Below are 23,379 nucleotides of genomic sequence, written 5' to 3' on the forward strand. Positions count from 1 at the left end.
TTAATTTTCTACTTAAAAAAATTAAAAACTAGGAAATCAAATCCAATAATTCCTGGTCGCCGATGATTGGAATATTTAGCTTTTGGGCTTTTTCGAGCTTGGCAGGCCCCATGTTATCGCCGGCAACAAGATAATTTAGCTTTGCCGAAATACTGCTCAAAATTTTGCCGCCATTTTGTTCAATGATATCTTTTAGCTCATCGCGCGAAAACTTTTCAAACACGCCCGAAATGATAAAGCTTTGGCCAGCCAATTTTTCGCTGGCCAGGGTCACTTCTTTTTCAACAGCTACAAATTGTAATCCGGCGGCTTTCAATTTCTCTATCTCCTGCTTATGTTTTTCATCGCTAAAGTATTCGGCAATGCTCTGGGCAATCCGGCCGCCAATTTCATCAGCGGCGGTAAGTTCCTCTTCGGTGGCAGCTATCAGTTTATCAATGGTTTTAAAATGGAAGGCGAGTTTCCTGGCTACAGTTTCGCCAACGTATCTGATCCCCAATCCAAACAGTACTTTTTCAAATGGCATCTGTTTTGATTTTTCAATGCCATCCAACATATTGCTGATAGATTTTTCGCCAAAGCGCCCCATCTGCTTTAATTCTGCCGCATGGGTATGCAAATCATAAATATCGCTGATGTGGTTGATAAACCCGCGCGAGTGCAGTGTCTCGATGGTTTCGTCGCCCAGGCCATCAATATTCATAGCTTTCCGGCCTATAAAATGCTGCATTTTACCCACAATTTGCGGCGGGCAGCCTTCGTCATTAGGGCAGTACCACGCGGCTTCGCCTTCGGTGCGCAGCAACAGGGTGTTACATGCAGGACAATGGGTTATGTATGCTATAGGTTTGGCATCGGGCTTTCGCTTATCCAAATTAACGCTAATGATCTTGGGGATAATCTCCCCTCCTTTTTCTACAAATACGGTATCGTGCTCGTGCAATTTAAGGCGCTCGGTAATTTCATCGGCATTGTGCAGGGTGGCGCGTTTTACGGTTGTGCCCGCCAGCAACACCGGTTTTAAATTGGCAACCGGGGTAACGGCACCTGTGCGGCCTACCTGGTAAGTTACCTGCAATAATTCAGTTTCTACCCGCTCGGCTTTAAATTTATAGGATATAGCCCAGCGCGGCGATTTGGATGTAAAGCCCAGCTCCTGCTGCTGCGAGTAGTTGTTAACTTTTATAACAATGCCATCGATATCATAGCTCAGGTTAAACCGCTCTTTATCCCAGTGGCTTATAAATTCCAGTACACCGCTAATATCGCTGCAAAGCCTGCTATGGTTATCTACATGAAAGCCCCAGCTTTTAACAGCTTCCAGGCTTTCCCAATGGGTTTTAAATAACGTTTTTTCGGTATATAAACCATACAGGAAACAATCCAGCGGCCGCCTGGCCACCTCGGCCGAATCCTGTAGTTTCATAGTGCCCGATGCAAAATTACGGGGATTGGCGTAGGTCATTTCGCCGTTATCAGTACGCTCTTTATTCAAACGTTCAAAAGCTTTCAGGTGCATAAATACCTCGCCCCGAATCTCAAACAGGTCGGGATATTCGCCAGATGTCAGTTTTTTAGGTATGCTGTGTATGGTGCGTACATTGGTGGTTACTTCATCGCCTTGTGTACCGTCGCCCCGGGTTACTGCGCGTACCAATTTGCCATTTTCGTAGGTTAAGCTCATGCTCAGGCCGTCAAACTTAAGTTCACAAACATATTCAAAACTATCGCCAATAGCTTTGCGGATGCGCTGGTCGAAATCCAGCAATTCCTGTTCATTGTAGGTATTACCTAACGATAGCATTGGCCAGCGGTGCCTTACCGTTACAAACTCTTTGGTAACCTCGCCGCCAACCTTTTGCGTAGGCGAATCGGGATCTAAAAATTCAGGAAACTCCTTTTCCAGTTTGTTTAACTCTTCCAGCTTTTTATCAAAATCAAAATCGCTGATGGTAGGCATAGCCAGCACATAATAATTGTAATTGTGCTGCTTCAATTCGGCGCTGATGGCCTGGATCTGGTTTTTAGCTTCGGCGGGTGACATGGTACGAAGGTAATAAATTGGTTCATTAGTTCATTGGTTCATTGGTTCATTGGTTCATTGGTTCATTGGTTCATTGGTTCATTGGTTCATTGGTTCATTGGTTCATTGGAACGCGGGCATAGCGAACACAGTGCGCGATTATTTTTTTACTGAATGCTCCTACCTGGTAATCCAACCAGACAAGACCAATGAACCAGTGAACGAAAAGACAGTACCAATGAACTAATGAACAAGTGAACCAATGAACTATCTATCAGTAATAACCGTCTGGCTCACCATGCTCATCGGGAAGGTGGCGCCACCCGGGCTGTCGGGGGTATCTTTTATGGCTACCGTACCGCCTATGCTTTGCTTTATTTTTGATTCGGTGATCCACCCGGTTGCACGGTCGGCTTTAACATCAGATACCATGGTGCCTTTCATATTATATTTCATCTGGGCATCCGGCGCGGCGGGGATGGTAGTAATGCTGCCTTCGCCATGAATGATGTAGCTGGCCGGCGTGGCATCGGTTAACTGATATACCATGGCTACGTTGGCCTTCATGGTACTTTGAAGGGTTGTGTTTATTGTCCATTTATCATTCCGGGCAACCGCCGTTTCGGGGAATACAGCGGTCGACATTTCGATGCTGCCTTTAATAGCATTGCTGCCAAACGATTGGATGAATTTTGCCTTTAATTCCTCTTTCTGCACGCCCTGAATTTCCTGGAAACCATCCAGTACCGATGATATCATCCGCTCCACATTGTTAACCGAACGAATTTTGCCGCTCCTGGTAAACGTTGCCGTAAAAGGCTTATCAATTAACGCGCCCATCATTGACGACATCAAATCAGCCGGGTCTCTTTTTTCTGAATCAAAGTTAACCGGTCCTTCGGGTAGCTGCATCTTCATAGTCAGGAACTTGTAGGTAACTTCCATATAGTACAGCGAATCGTCGGCACTAAGCACCTTAAAAGCTGTTGTGCCCGTTACTGTAACGTCAACATGGTTTACCTGCCCGTTTAGGGTTTGCGTTATGGCCGATGTGGTGGCCATAACCATATTGTAAGTATTGCCTTTTGTGAGGTTTAAAACAAGCTTAAGTTTTTGCCCCTGGCACGAAAGTGCAGCAAAAAACAGCAAAAACAGGTTAAACAAATACTTCATAGCTGGCAGCGTATAATTAGGCTAAGATATTATAATATTTTGGCTAAAAAATATGCTAAAACATAGCAATTTATTAAAACTAATTTCGTTAACTTTATGGTAACCAATTGACTTTTATTTTTCAGGCAATTTATTAACCGAAAGGAGGGTTTTATGTTACAGCAAATAGCATTTATACCACAGCATCAGTTTCACGTGCTAATCAATTTTAAAAATGATGAACGCGCGGTAGCTGTTTTACCCAACGAAGCAGGAAAGTTCCGCGTGGTTGACCAGGGTAAAGTTATTGCAGAAGTTAATTTTGATAAAAACCGCAGCAATGTGGTTTGCAGCAGGGGCAAGTTAGGCGCCTATGTTATGGCTCAATTGGCCAACCAGATAAAAAACCACTACGCATCCTAAGTAAAACAGGTAACAAAGACTTTGATAGTTCATGGATAATGGCTCATGGTTCATAGTCCATGGGAATTTTTGTTCATGGGCTATCTTTTTTTTGATCACATTTATGGCGTTGCCTTCGGCCCTGGCTGTGCGCTCATACTGCTCAGGCCTTAAGCACATTGGCCGGTATCCGCTACTATCCCTAACGCTTTTTTCTGAATCAGAATTTTCAGAATTTTAGAATTAACAGAATTTGGTTTATCCGGCTTCAATCGGTACAATGACCTTGCAGTTCCGTTGGCCATAAAACAGTATCCTTTACTCCTTCTTCGCTGGCTGCTTGGCCAACATAGCATCCTTTATAAATTTTACCGGTGCGCTGCCGTAGCTTAAAAACTTTTCGTTAAACTCTTTTAGCTTGTATTTATCGCCCATTTTTTCTTTGTAGGCGTCCCGCAAATCGGTAATTTCTTTATAGCCCGTGTAGTAGCTGGTGAGCTGTACGCTGGTAACACTTACACGCTTCCATTTGCCATCGGCTTCGGCCTGTTGCTGAAAAGCTTCGGCGGTGAGCATTTTAATGGCCTGCTCCTTAGTCATGCTGCCGCTGTGTACACTATAATCTAAAATAGTATTACATACCGATCGCAGGTTCCATTTATACCACATGAGCAGCATTTCGGGTTCGTTGTTGCCATAACCGGCGTTCAGCATCATTTCTTCTGCATATACCGCCCAACCTTCCTGCATAGCACCATTGCCAAATACCGCTTTTATAATACTTGGCGCCTTGTTGGCGTATACACCCTGCACATAATGCCCCGGAACGGCCTCGTGGATACTCAGTATCTGGATAATGTACTGGTTATACTCGCGTAGGTAACTCTCTGCTTTTTCTTTAGGCCAGCCAGAAAGGCTGCCTACGTTATAGTACGAATTACCGTCTTTATCATACGGGCCGGGGCCACTCATGGATGCGCCGGCAACACCGGCCATATAGCCAGGCTCTTTGCGGATGATGAGTGGCTTTGTTGCATCAAGCGTTAGCAGGTCTTTTGTCCGCACAAAATTATTCAGCTTAGGGATCAGCTGTACAATGGCCGATTGAAAATCATCCGGCTTCACGTGATTTCCAGATAGGGTATCTATCATCTGGCTTATCATTTCCAGGCTATCGGCTGGCATTACTTTTTTACCAAAATATTTTGGCCAAAGCTGCCTGCTGATTTTGGCCATTTGCTGATGAACATATTTTTTACGCTGTACAGCAGCGTTGTAAACCTGCTGCGCGGTTTTGGCTGCAACAACTTCGTACTTAAATTTATCTTCGTACAAATCGCGCCCCAGCCTGAAGTTTCGGGGATGATCGTTTTTTAAATTCTTCAGCCATTCAGCATAATCTTTTATGGCTTTAACCGTAACTGCGGCCCTGTCAACCATCAGTTTTTGTTCGGCCTTGGGGATGGTTGTTTTTTGCAGCGAATCGGCGAAATCTTTTGCAATCACATCTACCCCGCCCAGGTTTTGCTCAATGGCCAGGCTCACCAGTTCGGCTACGGGGTTTTTAATCTGCTTTTCTGCATCTTTATAAAACAGCGGCACATTTAACATGCGCTGGTAAAAGTTGCGCAAGCGTTTTGACAATGGCGCGTAGTGTTCGTTAAGTATATAGGCAAATGTGCCAATCACATTATATGACGATGGATCCCACTCGTAGCTTTTTAATTGTTTTATCTGCCACTGCGCATAATCTAACTGGTTTTGCATCATGTTGTAATCAATGCGGTTACCTTCGTTAAGCGTGTTTACATCAAAACGACTCAGCGAGTCCATTTGCACTTTAGCAAAATCAAGCATTTTATCCCGGCTCTGGTCGTTAGGAATATACAGCAAGCTATCATATTTATGGTACCCTGCAGTGGTTGCCCAATCGGAGTTTAGCTTCCATAAATTTTCCAGGAACGAATTTTCATAAATGGTAAAAGCCTCATCATCTTTTGCAAAATTGGGACCGCGGCTGGCGCTGTCTTTTTTACAACCGGTTAAAGCCACCATGAAAAGTACAACGGCCAGTGCTATTTTTAATAAAACGTTTTTGATCACGGGATAATTTGAATTAAAATGCCGCATAAACTTAAAACATTTAAGCCGAATAAATCAAACCCTAAGCTAATTTGTTACCTTGGGTATAATGAATGATAATCATAACATACTGGTGGGCGAGATAGTTCATTTGCTGCAAGGCGGCAATGCCCACGCCGATATAAAAAAAGCATTACAAAGTTTACCCAAAGAGCTTAGGAGTGCAAAGCCCGAAAAACTCCCTTACAGCATTTGGCAGCTTACAGAGCATATCCGGATTGCCCAATGGGATATGCTGGAGTTTTGTAAAGATGGCAACCATCAATCGCCAAAATGGCCCGAAGGTTACTGGCCAAAAGAAACCGGGCCAGAAAGCGACAAGGCTTGGGAAAATTCGGTTCAACAAATTGATAAAGACCTTAATGAGCTGGTAAGTCTTGTTAAAACCGGCGATTTGTTTACAAAAATACCCCACGGCGACGGGCAAAACATATTACGCGAGGCCCTGCAGGTGGCAGACCATACAGCTTACCACGTGGCGGAGATTATAGTGATCAGGCGGTTGCTGGGAGCGTGGTGAGGCCCCCTAACCCCCTGAAGGGGGAACGAAGCGTTGAATTTTGGCTATTTGTTTTAAAGCCTTCCCCTTCAGGGCTACCGTGTACCCACATCTTTTAATAAAAGAAAATTGTCATTTCGATAGAGCAGCAGGGGCATGAGCGGGGGCGTACAAAATTTCTCCTCACGCCAGCGCTCAAAGGCCCCACCCCGTTCGTTCGAAATGACAATTTTTTTATCTATTGATACGTTTTCAAAAGATGTGGGTAGACAGTAGCTCTTCAGCGAAACATTGAGTGGGGCTTGTGGCTACCTCACTTTCTTCACAAAACTAATAACCGCCTTTATAAATTCGGGCTTGAGTGGTAAATCGGGTTCGTTATAGGTGGCCATGTTTTTATCCTTATCGGCCGGCGCTTCTTTTAAAACGTGGTTCATTTCGGGGATAATTTCCAGCACGGCATCTGATTTGGCTTTCTTCAGTTTTTCTGCATTGGATACTTTTACCTGCAAATCGGTAGTGCCTTGCACTATCAGTATAGGAATTTTAAGCCTCTTGATAGCGCGGGTCGGATCGTACCTAAACCACGACATCAGGTACTTTTGAATGCCTGGTCTTGCTATAAAATAAAGGGATGGATCGATGTTATCGGTGGTTTTGCCTTTTTTTAAACTATCAAGCATTCGTTTAAAGCCTTCTGAGATATGGGTTGGCTGGGATTTCATTTGCTCGGTAAGGATATTATCAGCCGAATCGCCGGCACCGGCAACGGATATAAAGCCTCTAACCGGCTGGTCTATTGACGATAGCATACCCACCAATGAACCTTCGCTATGCCCCAGTATAATGATCCTCGAAAAACGCTCATCGTCTGTTAAAAAGTTAATCAGGTTTACACCGTCTTCCACGTAATCTTCAAAACGCAACTGGTCTTCTGTGGTCGAACTTACGCTTTTGCCAACCAGGCGTTTATCATAGCGCAGCGAAGCTATTCCGTTTTTTCCCAATTCATTGGCAATCATTTTATAGGCGTTTGTACTCAGGCCCAATTTAGGGCTATTGCCATCCCTATCAGTAGGGCCCGATCCCGCTATAATAATCACCACAGGTATTTTGCCGGTTACATTTTTGGGCATAGCTAAAGTGCCCGATATGCTGCCTGCAAGGTTTTTTACCAGTACTGGTGTCTCCTGGATAGATGGATCCATGGCGAATGTTACAGCAGCAGGGGCTGGAGCAGCTACATCGGCAGGTACGCCTTCAAACGGCTTTAAAAACAAACCTGTAAACTGGTTTTTATCATTTAACGCTATATTTAATAAGTAAGTCCCCTTGCTAAACGTTGCTTTGTACGAAGCAATCGGGCTTGCAAATTTCACAAAGTCGGTACGGTCGAGGCTCCCCATTTGTGCTCTTAACTGCAAGGTTGTGGTTTTAAAGCTTTCCAGCGGCAGGGCAGCTTTCATTTCGGGGCTAAAGTAGTTGAAAATGCTATCGGGCTGGTTGGCATTATACAAGTGTATAAACCTGTTAAGTGCAACCTTGTAATTTGCCGGTTCTGTTTGTGCAAATATGCGGCCTGCAAAACAAAGCATCAGTACTAAAAAACTAACTTTTTTCATGTTATGATATTCAAAAAGGGCTATTGCCGGTTTGATGCGAAATTAAGAAAAATCGTATCGGTTTCCTTTTTATTGATTTACTATATTTATATTGATGAAGCATTGTTACCGGCACTTGTTGCATTATACACAAATTATAAATAACATAGCCGACTACACCAATATTAATATATCATAAAAAACAAATTATAATCATATTATCAGTTTAGTATTTTGTGTTATATTGCGTTACATTTTCTAAACGTTACTTTATCGCAAATTTCTACATCAACTATTAATGAAGGTTTTATTCGGAGGCATTTTTTTTGCGATCCTTACCGGAGTGTGCTATGGTTCTTTTGCCCAAACAAGATCTTCGGTAATTCAGGGTAAAGTTTTGACAGAAACCAACAGCCCTGCCGAGGCGGCAACTGTTGTGCTCATGCTGGCAGCCGATTCGGCCATCATTAAATCAACCCTGGCCGATAAATCGGGATTGTACCAGCTAACCAATATAAAACCCGGCAATTACATTCTTTTGGCAAGCCAGATAGGCAGCACTAAAGCTTATGCAGGTCCTTTTGGTTTAGTTGCCGGGCAAACATTTGTTGCGCCAACCATCACCCTTAAACAAACAAACACCCAGCTTAAAGATGTAACCGTTGTGGCCCGCAGGCCTTACATACAGGTTAAGCCGGGCAAAATTGTACTTAATGTACAAAACAGCATCCTTGCCGATGGAAATTCGGCGTATGAAGTACTGCGCCAGTCGCCCGGCGTACACGTGGGGGGCGATAAAGAATCATTAAGCATCACCGGCAGGCAGCCGGCCCTTATCACTATTGACGGCCGCGCCACTAATTTAACCGGCGATGACCTTAACAACCTGCTGCGCAGCATGCAAAGCAGCACTATCGACCAGATAGAAATTATTAGTACCACATCGGCAAAGTACGATGCATCAGGCGGCGGCGTTATCAACATTGTGCTAAAAAAGGGTAAAAATATAGGCACAAACGGTACGTTAACTGCCGGGGCCGGGTATGGTAAATATGCCAAGGGCAGGGCCGGTATCGTTTTCAATAATCGGTCGGCAAAGGTTAATGTTTTTGGCAACTATAGCTTTGATGACAATAAAACTACCCGCATTATTAACACCGACAGGAATATCATCTACCATGATACTTTAAGTAACTACAACGTAGCCTATCATAATATCCAAAAAACGCAGAGCCACAATTTTAAAGCGGGGATTGATTATACGCTGTCGCCCGGGCAAAGTATTGGCTTTTTGGTAGGCGGTGTTATAACCGATAGTAAATTTATAAAAGATAATACTTTAAAAATATCCAATCAAAATAAGCTGGACTCTATCATCATTTCACAATCCAACCTTGACAGGGGCAGTAGTTTTTTAAATTACAATGTTAATTATAACGCCGGGCTTGATAAAAGCGGCAAAACGCTTTCGGCCGATGCTACTTACTCTACATATAGCCGCCACTCCAACGAGTTTATTACCAACAATTTTTACACGCCTGGTGGCATCAATTATAGGGACGCCCAGCAATTGGAAAACATTTCGCCTTCCAGTATCCGCATCTGGACGTTTAAAGCCGACTATGTAAACCCGCTTACCAAAGCCTCTCGTATTGAGGCGGGAGCAAAATACAACTATGCCAAAAGTGATAACAACCTTACGTTTGGCCCCAAAATTGGCAACGTTTATCAGGCAGACCCTAATTTTAGCAACCGTTTTTTGTACATCGAAAAAGTAAGCGCAGGATATATTAACTACATCAACAAAATTGGTAAATGGGATATTACCGCCGGCTTGCGGGCCGAAAACACCAATTCAAAAGGAAGTTCGGTAAGTACAGCATGGGTAACTACGTCGTATGAGTATTTCAATTTGTTTCCGCAAACACAGGTAAGTTATACTTACAACGAGAAAAACGTTTTCGGCATCAGCTATAACCGTGGAATTCACCGCCCCGATTACCAGGACATTAACCCGTTTTTATATTATACCGATCCGTATGATTACCGGTCGGGCAACAAAAACTTAAAACCCGAATATACCGATGCCATCCAGTTGTCGCATACCTATAACGATACTTTTATCACTACGCTATATTACAACCAAACCAACGATGCATATGATTTTCCGGTTTACCGTCAAAACGATACCACCAAGGTTAACATAACCGAGCGTAAAAACTTTGGCCATATCTACGTATACGGCCTATCGTTTTACGCGCCTGTGCAGTTTACCAAATGGTGGTCGGCAAATTTTAATTTAGATGCATCGTACCTGCGCTACAAGGCATACCCGGCTAATGGCAGTTTTAATAAAGCATCGCAGGATATTATTTTCAATAGTACCCAAACCTTCGCTATCAGCAGCACCATAGCTGCCGAAATTACCGGCCGGTATGAATCGCCAACCTTATACGGTGTAAACCAGCTTAAGCAAAGCTATGCGGTTAATGCCGGCATAAGCAAAAGTATTTTTAACAAACGCGCAAGTATTAAAATAAATTTGAACGATGTTTTCAATACAGATCGCGACCGCAATCATGCCGCGTACCAAAACATCGACCTATCGGAATACAACAAAAAAGAAACGCGGGTACTAAGAATAGGGTTTTCGTATCGTTTTGGTAAAACATCGGTTAAATCGGCCACCAAACACAATACCGGCAGTGATGATGAGCAGCGTAGAACTGGTAATTAAAGAAGTGCGATGTTAAGATAGGATTCAGCCGAAAGGCTGATGCTATAATCGAAAAAGAAGATACCCGGCTTAGCACTTCAGACTAAATACTTATCACTTGTGGCTACCAGATCCGGATTTCAGGGTATTTACCTTTTATCTGGGTAACAAAAAAATTCCCCAATGATTCTGCACTCATGAACTTTTTGAAGGAAGCATTTGAAAAGCCAAAGTATTGCCATACCCCTCCGCTATCCCTAAATTCAAGTTCTAATATTTTAGAAGAAGGATCGTAGCCTGCGCTATTCAATGCCGATGACTGTACCGACTGCCTTTGCATAACCTGCTTTTGCATAATACTTTATAGTTAATACAATGCGCAAAAGGCAAAAAGGTTTTAAATACTTTTATCCTGCATGCCCGCTCAGCATGCTGGCCAGGATAATGAGCAACACCAGCATGGTGATGCCCAGGTACAAATAATCCTTTTCAATCACAAAACCAATGGCCGAAAACACCACCCGTATAATAGGCGTAGCTATTAACAATATGATACCCGCCTGGATAATGGCACGGCCCCTGCCGGTAAAAATACCATGCACAATACCGCCCACGCTACCCACAAAATCGGGCACACCTTTAAAGGTGCTATAATCTACATGGGTTTGCCCGTGCCTGTACAAGTATAGCGCCCCACCTATAAACACCACGCTCATGGATATAAATACCCCCGCGCGTAATATCCAGCCTATAATGGCTTGCATGTCGGTATCCTTAAATTTAGTCATTAGTCATTAGTCATTAGTCATTAGTCATTAGTCATTAGTCATTAGTCATTAGTCATTAGTCATTAGTCATTAGTCATTAGTCATTAGTCATTAGTCATTAGTGGGAATTGACCTCACCTTTTATTGTTTTAATTAGTTCAACCTATTTTCACAAACTATGCAGATACCAATGACTAATGACTGCGCAGCAAAATGACAGCGAAGCGGAATGACTATATCTTCCCCGTAAATCCGTTATATATCATTTGTGATGCTAAAAAGGTTACAACTACGGCAAAAACCCAGCGCAGCCAGCCTGATGAGCTGGTATGTACCAGTATTTTCGAGCCGCTTAGCGCACCTAATAAAACACCTATGGCCACGGGCATGGATAATCCGGGGTCAATATATCCGCGTTGCAGGTAAACTACCGCGCTTGCCGCGGCGGTAACACCTATCATAAAATTGCTTGTTGTGGTTGATACTTTAAAGGGGATACGCATAATGGTATCCATTGCCAGTACCTTTAAAGCGCCCGATCCTATGCCTAACAAACCGGAGATAGTGCCTGCAAACATCATCATAAAAAAACCGCCGCCTACGTTTTTTACTTTATAGGCAACCGAACCATTGGCGGTTGGATAAGTGCTGTTCAGCTTCAGTTTTTCGGCCAGTACACTGGGTTCCTGGTTTACAGATTCAACCTTTTTCTTTAACGACATGATGGCCGAAAGTATAAGGATAACCCCGAATAAGATGGCAATAAAATGGGTAGGGATATAAACCGCTATCAGCGCACCTACCATGGCACCGGCAGTAGTAGCTATCTCCAAAAACATACCCAGCCTGATGTTGGTAATACCCTCTTTAACATAAGCCGCCGCCGAGCCCGACGATGTTGCAATTACAGATACCAGCGATGCGCCGATGGCGTAATGAATATCTACTTTCAACAGCAAGGTAAGCAAAGGAATAATAACCACTCCCCCGCCCAGGCCGGTTAATGAGCCCAGCAATCCCGCAAAATACGAGCCGATAAGTATAATAAGCGTTAGTACAATTACCGACATAATTTGCAGTAGTATTGAACTGCGAAAGTAGCAATAACTTTTTTAGATAAACATAACCGGCTTTCCACACATGTAAGCAAATGCACCATTTTTTTTAACATTTTAGTGCATCTGCTTGTCAATTCATCAGCATGCACATTGTATTTGAAGGCCGGCTGTTTGGTGCGTCCCCTCCGTTTCGTAGCCATCAAATTTCCACCATTCAATACCGCCTATTAGTTCGCGCACGTTAAAACCAAGCTTTGCCATGTTTAATGCACCTTTGGTAGATGCGTTGCAGCCTATGCCATCGCAGTAAGTTACATACAAGGCATTCTTGTCGAAACCCGCGGTGGTTTGCTCATTCACATCGCGATGATTAAGGTTAATTGCACCGGGGATATGTTCTTTTAAAAAGGCAAAATCTTTACGGGCATCTATTACAATGACGTTTGCTTTGGCTTCGAGTGCCGAAAAAAGGTCGGACGGATCCATTTCAAACGAGAGTTTGTTTTGATAGTGATTAATTGTTGCGTTCATATTTGTTTGTTTTGATTGATTCAAAGGTAGGGCTCGTTTTGGGTGAATTTGTATGAGAATTGCAGCATGCGCGCATGTATAATATACATATCCCGGTGTTGGCAACTTATGTATATTTACCCTATGGAAACCAGGCACCTCCGCTTAATTAAAACCATTGCCGATGAAAAAGGGATCACAAAATCGCTCGATAAGCTATTTTTAACACAATCGGCAGTAAGCCATCAACTGCGCGATATTGAAGAACGACTGGGAGCTAAAATCTTTTATCGCACCAAAAACCAATGGGAGCTTACCGAAGAAGGGAAGATACTGTATGAAACAGCTGAAAAAGTACTTGCAGAAATAGATAAAGCTACCCTGCGCATCAACAACATGCGGCAGGGCCATGCCGGCACCATCCGCCTGAGTACCGAATGCTTAACTACTTACCACTGGCTGCCAGGCTTTATGGTGAGGATGAAAATGTTGTACCCCAGCCTGGAAGTGAAAATTATAATGGAGGGTACTCATAAGCCACTTCAAAAGCTACTTGACAACGAGCTTGACCTGGCCATTACTACCGACCCATGGGATAACAAAAGCATTAAATATGTTGAATTATTTAAAGACGAGGTTGTGGCGATTTTACCGGCAGGTCATCGACTGACCAACAAAAAGTTCATCAGCGAGGATGACTTTATGGATGAAACACTGATCATCCACTCCTACCCTTTAGAGACTGTTACCGTACACCAACATTTTTTAAGGCACAAAAAAATATCGCCCAAAAACATGATCGCCATGCCAATTACCGAAGGTGCCCTGGCTATGGTTAAAGCCGGCATGGGTATCATGACTTTACCAAAATGGGCGTTGAAAGCATTTGTTTCGTCGCCTGATTTGGCCATTGTTAAGATTGGGGCAAAAGGCCTGGTTCGTGCCAATTATGCTGCCATCAGGCATGAAGATGCGGGTAAAAAATATTTACAGGATTTTATTAAAAACCTAAAAGAAGAACTTGAAAAATAACACCGATCATATTATTCGCCCCGTTGAACCCACAGACCTGGATGAACTTTTAATAATGATGCAGGAGCATACCGATTTTGAACGCGCAGCATTTACTCCCGATGGAAAAAAAGAGAATCTTTATAAAGCATTGTTTCAGCAGCCCGTAAAACTATATTGCCAGGTGGTTGCCATTGGCCATGAATTAGTTGGCTTTGTTTCTTATACTTTTGATTACTCTACCTGGGATGCAGCCGATTTTATGTACATGGATTGCCTGTTCCTGCGCGAGCCAACACGCGGCCGCGGAATTGGCACCGAAATAATCCAGCTACTCACCACCATAGCTACCACGCATAATTGCATTAATATTCAATGGCAAACGCCTTCGTTTAATGAGCCCGCAATTCGGTTTTACCATAAAAACAGGGCTTCTTCAGCCCAAAAGGTAAGGTTTAGTTTAAAACTACGTTAGCAGCTCAATTGTCATTATCAACAACACTTTTCTTACTCAATTAAACGATGCAATATTTTAATATATAACAGGGATAATACAATAGTGATTAATTTGTTTTGTTATTTTAAGCCCTTTAACATTAAATACATGAACAAGAAAGCTTGCCTGCTTACCATTCTATCTGCATTACTACCCGCCCTGCTTTTTGCCCAACTAAAACTACCGGCCAATATGTTTTTAAAAAAGCTACCCAATGGCCTGGATGTATTGGTTGTTGAGGATAATAGCGTACCCCTGGCTACCATTATGATAACTACCAAAAATGGTTCATATACCGAAACGTCCAAATTTAACGGGCTAAGCCATTTATATGAACACATGTTTTTTAAAGCCAATAAAGACTATAAAAACCAGGAAGATTTTTTGGACCGTGTAAGCGAACTGGGGATGCAGTTTAATGGATCGACTACTTATGAAAACGTGAACTATTATTTCACCCTGCCCAAGTTTAACCTAAACCAGGGCCTTGGTTTTATGAATTCGGCCATTCGCTACCCCTCCTTTAACGCCGAAGAGATGGCGAGGGAAAACGTGGTTGTGGATGGTGAGTTTCAACGCCAGGAATCGAGCCCGACATATGCTTTGAGCGATGCTATGGACCATCACATGTGGGGCGATTTGTACAGCCGAAAAAATGCTATAGGTAACCACGATGTCATCCGCTCGGCTACGCCCGATTTGATGGATTCGATCAAAAACAAATACTATTATCCAAATAACTCCCTGCTAACCGTTGTCGGCGATGTGGAACACGAAGATGTTTTTAAAAAGGTGGAGGCCATTTATGGCAGCTGGAAACCATCAAAGTTTGACCCGTTTAAAAAATGGCCGATACCCGAATTCAAGCCGCTGGTAAAGCCCGATTATTTTATAGCAGAGTCGGCACTGAGCAATGTACCACTGATTATGATTGACTGGCAGGGCCCCGATACGCGTAACGATGTACAATCAACCTACGCCGCGGATGTATTCAGTTACATCTTAAATCAAAATTCATCAACCCTTAAAAAGGCGCTGGTACAATCGGGGCTGGCGCTTGATGTAAGTATCAGTTATTTAACGCTAAGCCACGTTGGGCCTATTACTTTATTTGTAGTACCCAATCCCAATAAAATTAAGGAATGCATGGCCGAGGTAAAGCGGCAGCTGGAATTAATGGATAAGGACGATTACGTTACCGACGAACAAATTACTACATCTAAACAAAAGCTGGGCATTTTAAAGATACAGGAAGAAGAGGTAGCCTCGGATTTTGTACAGGTATTATCGTTCTGGTGGTCATCAGCATCGTTAGATTATTATACCACCTACAACACGCGGCTAAACCAGGTAACCCGTGCCGATTTGCAAAACTATGTGCGCAAGTACATTAAAAACAAACCCTACTGTGCGGGCATGCTCATTAACCCCGAACTGGCAAGCCAGGTAAACCCTAAAACTTTTTTCAACGCATCAAACTAAATGAAGTCACGAGTATTGAGTTTTAAGTTGTGAGTTTTCTTAAAGCTTTTGATTCATCTTACCGACTACAGATTTTTAACTTCCAAACTATTTATCACTAATGAAAAAGATACTAACTGCCATACTGTTTATCTGCGGAAGCCTGTCTGTTATGGCCCAGTCAGAAACAACATCGTTTGATGTGGATGGGATAAAGGTAATTTTTAAGCCTACGCTAAAAGATATTATCAACGTGCGCATGTTTTACCGCGGCGGCGTAACCAATTATCCGGCCAGCCAGGCGGGTATTGAAAAATTCGCGCTGGAAGCTACCACCGAGTGTGGCACCAAAAAATATTCGGGCAACGTATACCGCGACAGAGCCGATGTTTACGGCATCGACGTGGCCTCGGAGGGCGAATATGATTATGGTAATATCCAGATGCAATGCATCACCAAATATTTTAACGAGGGTTGGGACTTATTTACCGAATCGGTAGTAAACCCGGTTTTTGAAGCGGGCGAGGTAGAATTGTTGCGGAGCAAAATAGTGGCCAAAATGCGCGAAGATCAATCAAACCCCGATAAACGTGCAGAGCAATTGGTTTTGCAAAGCGCCTTTGAAGGTACCCCTTACGCTACCGATCCTGATGGCACCGAAGAGATACTGAGCAAATTAACAGCTGCCGATATTAAAAATTATTACGCCTCCATCTTCAATAAAAACAGGATGTTTATTGTAGTGGCCGGTAAAATCAGCAAAGAGGTACTTATTGCCAAAATAAAGGCATCGTTTGCCAACCTGCCATCGGCACCATACACACCGGTTGCCTTACACGAGCCAACATGGAACGATTACAAAGTGGTTAAAGAAGACCGCAACCTGCAAACCAACTATATAGACGCTATCATGAACGGACCAACATTCAACAGCCCGGATTATGTGGCTTACCGTGTAGGCATTTCAGCACTCGGAGGGTCGTTATTCAGCGAATTGCGCACCAAGCTAAACCTGTCATATGATCCGGGTACCTATTCGGTAATGCAGCATATGCCCTATGCGCTGATGTATGTAAGTACAACCAGCCCTAAGGAGGCTGTAACAGCCATGAACCAGCAACTGAACAAAGTATTAAGCTACGGGCTAAGCCCCGAAGGCCTTAAGCGGATAAAAAGCAGTTTTATAACCTCAAACTATATCAAACAACAAAGCACCGCCTCTATAACCGGTAGCCTGGGCATTGCCGAAATTTTGGGCGGCTGGCAACTTGCCGAAGACCTGCCCAAAGCCATCGAAAACGTAACCGTTACCCAGATAAATGACGCCATGCAAAAATATATCGTCGGCCTGCGCTGGAGCTACTTAGGCGACCTGAAAAAAGCCGAAGAAGCTGATGCCGCGTTTAGGATGACTGTTCATTGAGTCATTGGGTCATTGGGTCATTGGGTCATTGGGTCATTGGGTCATTGGGTCATTAATTGAATCGTTGTAATTGAGATTGTTTCATTAATCGAAAATATTCAATGACCTAATGACGTGCAACAAATGACCTAATGACTACCTTTGCGCGATGGGTTATAAGAGTTTACAGGCTTGTATTGCCGACCTGGAGAAACATGGTCATTTGGTGCGGATTAAAGAGGAAGTTGATCCTCATTTACAAATGGCGGCCATACACCTGCGGGTGTTTGAAAACCAGGGACCGGCTATCCTTTTCGAAAATGTAAAGGGGAGCAAGTTTCCGGCGATATCTAATCTATTTGGTACGCTGGAGCGGTCTAAATTTATCTTCCGGGACACGCTGGAGAAGATTAAAACGCTCGTCGAATTAAAAAACGACCCGATTAAGGCAATTAAAAATCCATTCAAATACGCTAATGTGGCGCTTACGGCCTTATCGGCATTGCCCATGAAAGGTAGTGGCAGCAGTGCCCCTGTAAACTTTGGCAAATGTACTATCAGCGATATCCCGCAGATAGTAAACTGGCCTATGGATGGCGGCCCCTTTGTAACCATGCCACAGGTATATACCGAAGATGCCGATAAACCGGGCATTATGAATGCCAACCTGGGCATGTACCGTATACAGCTTGCCGGTAACGATTATATTTTGAATAAAGAGATAGGCTTGCATTACCAGCTGCACCGCGGCATAGGCGTTCACCAAACTAAAGCCAATGCAAAAGGCCAGCCTTTAAAGGTGAGCATTTTTGTAGGTGGCCCGCCAAGTCACCCGGTAGCTGCTGTTATGCCGCTGCCCGAAGGTTTATCCGAAATGACGTTTGCAGGAGCTTTGGGCAACCGCCGTTTCCGGTATTTTTATGATGACGAGGGTTTCTGTATTTCATCGGATGCCGATTTTGTGATAACAGGCACCGTGATGCCAATGGAAAATAAACCGGAAGGCCCTTTTGGCGATCACCTGGGTTATTACAGCCTGGCTCACGATTTTCCATTATTAAAAGTGCACAATGTATACCACCGTAAGGACGCCATCTGGTCGTTCACGGTAGTAGGCCGCCCACCGCAGGAGGATACCAGTTTTGGGGCATTGATACACGAGATTAGCGGGGCAGCGCTACCGAAAGAAATTCCGGGCCTGCATGCCGTTAACGCCGTTGATGCGGCAGGTGTTCACCCATTACTATTTGCAACCGGTAGCGAGCGTTATACCCCTTATGTCAAAGAACGTAAACCGCAGGAGATATTGACCATTGCCAACCATATTTTAGGTAAAAGCCAGTTAAGCCTTGCAAAATACCTGCTGATAGCTGCACAGGAAGATGACCCGAACCTGGATGTAAATAATATAGAAGGATTTCTGCACCATATGCTGCAACGTGTTGATTTTACCCGCGACCTGCATTTTTACACCCGCACCACCATTGATACCCTTGACTACAGCGGCGACGGACTGAATACAGGCAGTAAGGTAGCTATCACCGTAGCCGGTAACATTAAGCGCGAGCTGTGGACAGCATTACCATCATGGTTTGATTTGCCGAGGCCGATAACCAATATCAGGATGGCTATGCCCGGCGTATTGATGGTTGAAGTGCCCAGGCACATAAATCATAGGGATATCGATAATGTTATCAGCATTATTGAGTATCGTTTAAAGGGGGAAGAAGATGAATTGGGTGGCCTGGCGCTTATGGTTCTGTGCGATGACGCAGCCTTTGCGGCAGCCAGCATCAATAACTTTGTATGGGTAACATTTACACGCAGCAACCCATCGCATGATATTTATGGCATAGGCAGTTTTACCGAACACAAACACTGGGGCTGCACGGGGCCGCTCATTATTGACGCACGCATAAAACCCCACCACGCACCTGTATTGGAGCGCGACCCGGAAGTTGAAAAACTGGTTGATAAAATGGGAAGGGTTGGCGGGGCTTTGCATGGCATTATTTAAGGGGAATTGCACCCTCAATCCCTTTAAATTCAATATTACTCAGAAAGTTTAGTACTAAACTACTTCGAAAGAAGTTTCCTGTTTATCCTTCCAATCAACCCTGGTCCTTCGTAAATAAAACCTGTATAAAGCTGCACTAATGATGCGCCTGCATTTAGTTTTTCGATAGCGTCATCGGCAGAGTGTATGCCGCCCACTCCAATTATCGGGAAAGATCCGTTTGATTTTTTATGAATATAGCTGATAACCTCGGTTGAGCGTTTGGTTAGCGGTATGCCGCTTAGCCCGCCCATTTCGTCTTTTAAGGTGGCTGGCGAATTTAAATTCTCCCTGCTGATGGTTGTATTGGTAGCTATAAGCCCTGCAATGCCGGTTTGCTGTACAATCTCTACAATATCATCCAGCTGTGAATCTGTAAGGTCTGGTGCTATTTTAAGCAGGATAGGCCTGCTGATGCCATTTTTTGAATTACGTTGCTGTAGGGTGTTCAGCAGGTTCATTAAAGGTTCTTTTTCCTGCAGCTCGCGCAGGCCGGGCGTATTGGGCGAACTTACATTCACCACAAAATAATCAACCACATCAAAAAGACGGTCGAAGCATTTGATATAATCACTTACGGCATCTTCATTAGGGGTAACCTTATTTTTGCCAATGTTACCGCCTATGATCAGGCTCCGTTGCGCGCCTTTGGCATTTTTGCGGAAGGTTGCTATCCGTTCGGCTGCTACATCAACTCCAAAATTGTTAAAGCCCATGCGGTTAATGAGCGCGGCATCGGCAGGCAGGCGGAACATGCGTGGCTGCGGGTTGCCTGGCTGGGGCAGTGGGGTAACGGTGCCAATCTCTACAAAGCCAAAGCCAATGTTGGCCATTTCGCCCATCAGTTCGGCATTTTTATCAAAGCCGGCGGCAAGGCCAACAGGATTTTTAAATTTAAGGCCAAACACCTCACGCTCCAGTCGCGGGTTGTTTACATCCCATATAGCCCGGCTTAATGCCGCGCCACCCGGAAAACGGTTAAAGCGCTTTAAATTGCGGGTTACAAAGTAATGTACTTTTTCGGGATCGAACTGAAACAGGATGGGTTTTAATAAAAAATACATGGCGCGAAGTTAACAAATACTGATAGCTGTATAAACCAGAATTTTATGAAAATTAAACCGGCAGCCTATAGTAATACGGCAAATGCTGGTACAAAATTTAACAAAGTTTAAAAAAGCCGGGTAAATCAGTAAATTCGGAAATCCAAAATCAAATCTATCAAACCATTTATGAATAATATTTTTAAACCCAATCGTCGTAATTTTTTAAAAACGGCATCTGTAGGCAGCCTTGCTGTTATGGGAATCCCAGCCATTGTGTCTTCGGCATTAGCTGACGAAAAGCCATCAAAAAAAATCAGTTTTAATACCGGCGATGTGGTGCTTTTCCAGGGCGATTCCATTACCGATTGGGGCCGCGACCATAACAGTACCGAATTTAATACAACCAGCGCCTTAGGATCGGGGTACGCGCTTATCACCGCATCGCAGCTACTGCTTAACCATGCCGATAAAAACCTAAAAATTTATAATAAAGGTGTTAGCGGCAATAAAGTATACCAGCTGGCCGAACGCTGGGATACCGATTGCCTGGCACTAAAACCCAATGTACTAAGCATTCACATAGGCGTAAACGATTTTTGGCATACCCTTACCAATGGCTACACAGGTACTATAGATACCTATATTGCCGACTATAAAAAGCTGATTGACCGTACCAAAGCTGCCCTGCCCGATATTAAAATTGTTATTTGCGAGCCCTTTGCCGAAAAAGGCGTTAAAGCGGTGGATGATAAATGGTACCCTGCTTTCGATTTATACCGCAAGGCCGCTAAAGATGTTGCAGAGCAATATGACGCCGTTTTTGTACCCTATCAGTCGGCATTTGATAAAGCCGAGAAAATTGCCCCTGCCACCTACTGGAACCGCGACGGCGTACACCCGAGTGTAGCCGGCGAAGCCCTGATGGCTCAAACGTGGCTGAAAGCGGTGGGAGCGTAGGGGAACGTTATACGTTATACGTTTTACGTGATACGTGATACGTCTTGGCCTTTGAATTACACGTATAACGTATCACGTAAAACGTACAACCTTAACGCTTCTGCTTTCGGCTCAAAAACCGTATCTTTGCGCCCAAATGATTGCTATAAATAACCTTACGTTTGAGATTGGTGCGCGGGCCCTTTATGATGAAGCCAACTGGCATATAAAACCTGGTGAAAAAATTGGTTTAATAGGTGCCAATGGAACAGGTAAAACTACCCTTCTGAAAATTATTGTAGGCGACTATAAACCTACATCGGGCACCATATCAATGGCTAAGGACCTTACTATGGGTTACCTTAACCAGGATTTGCTGTCATACTCATCTGATAAAAATATTGTGCATGTGGCCATGGAAGCTTTTGAGCGCCAAAACCAGCTGCACGACGAGATAGAGGTTTTACTTAAAAAACTCGAAACAGATTATACCGAAGACCTGATTAACAAACTGAGCGATAAGCAGCATGAGTTTGAAGCGCTTGACGGTTATAACATTGAATACAAAGCACACGAAATTTTAGCCGGTTTGGGCTTTACCGAAGCAGAATGCGAACGCAAGCTCAGCACCTTTTCGGGCGGATGGCGTATGCGGGTAATGCTGGCCAAAATCCTGTTACAGGCACCAGACATTTTGTTACTGGATGAGCCTACCAACCACCTGGATTTACCGTCTATCCAGTGGCTGGAAGATTATTTGAAGGCCTTTAACGGCGCCATCATCATCGTATCGCACGATAGGTGGTTTTTAGATAAGGTTATTAACCGAACGGTTGAATCGCGTAAAGGTAAACTGAACGTGTACGCGGGTAACTATACTTTCTACCTGGAAGAAAAAGCATTACGCGCCGAAATTCAGCGTGGCGAGTTTAAAAACCAGCAATCAAAAATAAAACAGGAGGAGCGTTTAATTGAACGTTTCCGTGCTAAGGCATCCAAGGCAAAAATGGCGCAATCGCGTATCAAGATGCTGGATAAACTGGAACGTGTTGATGATGTTGATGATGATAACCCGGAGGTTAACTTCAGTTTCAAATTCAGCAGGCAATCTGGTCGCCACGTAACTACTTTGGAGCACATCACCAAAAAATACCCGGCTATTGATATTTTAAATGATGCCGAAGCAATTATTGAAAAAGGCGATAAAATTGCGCTGATAGGTGCCAACGGTAAAGGTAAATCTACCTTGCTGCGTATTGTGGCAGGTGCTGATAAAGAGTTTGAAGGTACAGCTGTAACAGGCCATAACGTTACCCAAACCTTTTTTGCCCAGCACCAGTTAGAGAGCTTGCACCTGGAACACCAGATATTGCAGGAATTACAATCATTTGCACCAAAGCATACAGATACAGAGCTGCGCTCCATATTAGGTTCCTTTTTGTTTACCGGCGATGATGTGTTTAAAAAGATCAAAGTACTATCGGGTGGTGAAAAATCGCGCGTGGCGCTGGCAAAGGCCCTTACTGCCGATGCTAACTTTTTAGTACTGGATGAGCCTACCAATCACCTGGATATGGCATCTGTTAACATATTGATACAGGCCTTGCAACAGTATGAAGGTACTGTTATTGTAGTATCTCACGATAGGTACTTCCTGGATAATGTGGCTAATAAAATTTGGTTTATTGAGGACCAGAAAATTAAACAATACCCGGGCACTTACGCCGAGTATGATGAGTGGAATGCTAAACGCAAGTTAGAGCCAAAAGCCGTAGCACCTGCACCTCAACCTAAAAAAGAGGAAAAGAAACCCGAGCCCGCTAAACAACAGCATAGCGAAAACAAGCATCAGCAGTTGAAAAAACTGAACCAGGACCTGGCTAAAATGGAAGATCAAATTGCTGCGCTTGATAAAACAGTGAAAGAATTTGAAACCAAACTGGCCGATACAAAAATATACACTGATAGCCAAAAGCTAAAAGAAACCAATGCCGCTTACAACCAAAAGCAAGCCGAGCTGAAACAAATTCAGCAAAAATGGGAAACTTTGGCTGAGCAAATTTTGGAACTGGAAGCGTAAGTATTACATACCAAAAACATG

19 protein-coding genes are annotated in these 23,379 nt (G+C 43.8%); 10 read left to right on the plus strand and 9 right to left on the minus strand.

Annotated features, from left to right (window positions below; genetic code table 11):
* Positions 1-28: 28 nt before the first annotated feature.
* The gene (ligA, locus tag AC1DU2_RS04055; RefSeq protein WP_477382912.1) at positions 29-2,044 is read right to left on the minus strand and encodes an NAD-dependent DNA ligase LigA; all 2,016 of its coding nucleotides are present in this window, start codon (positions 2,042-2,044) and stop codon (positions 29-31) included.
* 246 nt (positions 2,045-2,290) lie between these two features.
* Positions 2,291-3,196, minus strand: a complete 906-nt coding sequence (locus AC1DU2_RS04060) for a DUF6263 family protein (RefSeq protein WP_477382913.1) — start codon at positions 3,194-3,196, stop codon at positions 2,291-2,293.
* A 153-nt stretch (positions 3,197-3,349) separates the two neighbouring features.
* On the opposite strand from AC1DU2_RS04060, the gene AC1DU2_RS04065 reads away from it, so the two are divergent.
* On the plus strand, positions 3,350-3,598 hold the full coding sequence (locus tag AC1DU2_RS04065) for a hypothetical protein (protein WP_147053111.1): 249 nt from the start codon (positions 3,350-3,352) through the stop codon (positions 3,596-3,598).
* 297 nt (positions 3,599-3,895) lie between these two features.
* Here the strand turns inward: AC1DU2_RS04065 and AC1DU2_RS04070 are convergent, their stop codons facing one another.
* The gene (locus tag AC1DU2_RS04070; protein WP_477382914.1) at positions 3,896-5,680 is read right to left on the minus strand and encodes a DUF885 domain-containing protein; all 1,785 of its coding nucleotides are present in this window, start codon (positions 5,678-5,680) and stop codon (positions 3,896-3,898) included.
* Between the two features lie 88 nt (positions 5,681-5,768).
* On the opposite strand from AC1DU2_RS04070, the gene AC1DU2_RS04075 reads away from it, so the two are divergent.
* Positions 5,769-6,239 carry a DinB family protein gene (locus AC1DU2_RS04075; protein WP_477382915.1) on the plus strand — a complete coding sequence of 157 codons (471 nt, stop codon included), beginning with the start codon at positions 5,769-5,771 and terminating at the stop codon, positions 6,237-6,239.
* A 287-nt stretch (positions 6,240-6,526) separates the two neighbouring features.
* Here the strand turns inward: AC1DU2_RS04075 and AC1DU2_RS04080 are convergent, their stop codons facing one another.
* Entirely contained in the window at positions 6,527-7,840 is a 1,314-nt protein-coding gene (locus tag AC1DU2_RS04080) for an alpha/beta hydrolase (protein ID WP_477382916.1), read from the minus strand.
* Positions 7,841-8,117: 277 nt separating this feature from the next.
* Between AC1DU2_RS04080 and AC1DU2_RS04085 the strand changes: the two genes are divergently transcribed.
* Positions 8,118-10,556 carry a TonB-dependent receptor domain-containing protein gene (locus AC1DU2_RS04085; RefSeq protein ID WP_477382917.1) on the plus strand — a complete coding sequence of 813 codons (2,439 nt, stop codon included), beginning with the start codon at positions 8,118-8,120 and terminating at the stop codon, positions 10,554-10,556.
* Between the two features lie 103 nt (positions 10,557-10,659).
* On the opposite strand, the gene AC1DU2_RS04090 is transcribed toward AC1DU2_RS04085, so the two are convergent.
* The 4 genes from AC1DU2_RS04090 to AC1DU2_RS04105 all read right to left on the minus strand — a co-directional run bounded on the left by AC1DU2_RS04090 (position 10,660) and on the right by AC1DU2_RS04105 (position 12,891).
* Positions 10,660-10,890: a KTSC domain-containing protein gene (locus AC1DU2_RS04090; RefSeq protein ID WP_477382918.1), complete on the minus strand. Its 231-nt coding sequence runs from the start codon at positions 10,888-10,890 to the stop codon at positions 10,660-10,662.
* Positions 10,891-10,942: 52 nt separating this feature from the next.
* Complete coding sequence (locus AC1DU2_RS04095) at positions 10,943-11,323, minus strand: DUF1634 domain-containing protein (protein ID WP_477360621.1); 381 nt, start codon at positions 11,321-11,323, stop codon at positions 10,943-10,945.
* 212 nt (positions 11,324-11,535) lie between these two features.
* Positions 11,536-12,372, minus strand: a complete 837-nt coding sequence (locus AC1DU2_RS04100) for a sulfite exporter TauE/SafE family protein (RefSeq protein ID WP_477382919.1) — start codon at positions 12,370-12,372, stop codon at positions 11,536-11,538.
* Between the two features lie 126 nt (positions 12,373-12,498).
* Positions 12,499-12,891 (minus strand): rhodanese-like domain-containing protein, encoded by a 393-nt coding sequence (locus tag AC1DU2_RS04105; protein ID WP_477382920.1) that lies wholly within the window; start codon positions 12,889-12,891, stop codon positions 12,499-12,501.
* A 123-nt stretch (positions 12,892-13,014) separates the two neighbouring features.
* On the opposite strand from AC1DU2_RS04105, the gene AC1DU2_RS04110 reads away from it, so the two are divergent.
* The 5 genes from AC1DU2_RS04110 to AC1DU2_RS04130 all read left to right on the plus strand — a co-directional run bounded on the left by AC1DU2_RS04110 (position 13,015) and on the right by AC1DU2_RS04130 (position 19,257).
* Positions 13,015-13,902, plus strand: coding sequence for a LysR family transcriptional regulator (locus AC1DU2_RS04110; RefSeq protein ID WP_477360627.1), 888 nt, complete (start codon positions 13,015-13,017; stop codon positions 13,900-13,902).
* Positions 13,892-14,356: an N-acetyltransferase family protein gene (locus AC1DU2_RS04115; RefSeq protein ID WP_477360629.1), complete on the plus strand. Its 465-nt coding sequence runs from the start codon at positions 13,892-13,894 to the stop codon at positions 14,354-14,356. The genes AC1DU2_RS04110 and AC1DU2_RS04115 overlap by 11 nt, the downstream gene beginning before the upstream one ends.
* 129 nt (positions 14,357-14,485) lie before the next feature.
* On the plus strand, positions 14,486-15,859 hold the full coding sequence (locus AC1DU2_RS04120; protein WP_477382921.1) for a M16 family metallopeptidase: 1,374 nt from the start codon (positions 14,486-14,488) through the stop codon (positions 15,857-15,859).
* Between the two features lie 100 nt (positions 15,860-15,959).
* Entirely contained in the window at positions 15,960-17,261 is a 1,302-nt protein-coding gene (locus tag AC1DU2_RS04125) for a M16 family metallopeptidase (protein WP_477382922.1), read from the plus strand.
* Positions 17,262-17,409: 148 nt separating this feature from the next.
* Positions 17,410-19,257: a UbiD family decarboxylase gene (locus AC1DU2_RS04130; RefSeq protein ID WP_477360635.1), complete on the plus strand. Its 1,848-nt coding sequence runs from the start codon at positions 17,410-17,412 to the stop codon at positions 19,255-19,257.
* A 59-nt stretch (positions 19,258-19,316) separates the two neighbouring features.
* Here AC1DU2_RS04130 and AC1DU2_RS04135 read toward each other — a convergent pair whose 3' ends face one another.
* Positions 19,317-20,360, minus strand: a complete 1,044-nt coding sequence (locus tag AC1DU2_RS04135) for a quinone-dependent dihydroorotate dehydrogenase (protein ID WP_477382923.1) — start codon at positions 20,358-20,360, stop codon at positions 19,317-19,319.
* 168 nt (positions 20,361-20,528) lie between these two features.
* Here AC1DU2_RS04135 and AC1DU2_RS04140 point away from each other — a divergent pair, with 168 nt between their 5' ends.
* Both AC1DU2_RS04140 and AC1DU2_RS04145 read left to right on the plus strand, forming a co-directional pair.
* Positions 20,529-21,299 carry an SGNH/GDSL hydrolase family protein gene (locus AC1DU2_RS04140; RefSeq protein ID WP_477360639.1) on the plus strand — a complete coding sequence of 257 codons (771 nt, stop codon included), beginning with the start codon at positions 20,529-20,531 and terminating at the stop codon, positions 21,297-21,299.
* Between the two features lie 136 nt (positions 21,300-21,435).
* On the plus strand, positions 21,436-23,358 hold the full coding sequence (locus tag AC1DU2_RS04145) for an ABC-F family ATP-binding cassette domain-containing protein (protein ID WP_477360641.1): 1,923 nt from the start codon (positions 21,436-21,438) through the stop codon (positions 23,356-23,358).
* Positions 23,359-23,379 lie beyond the last annotated feature (21 nt).

The organism is Mucilaginibacter sp. P4_C11 (assembly GCF_056402115.1).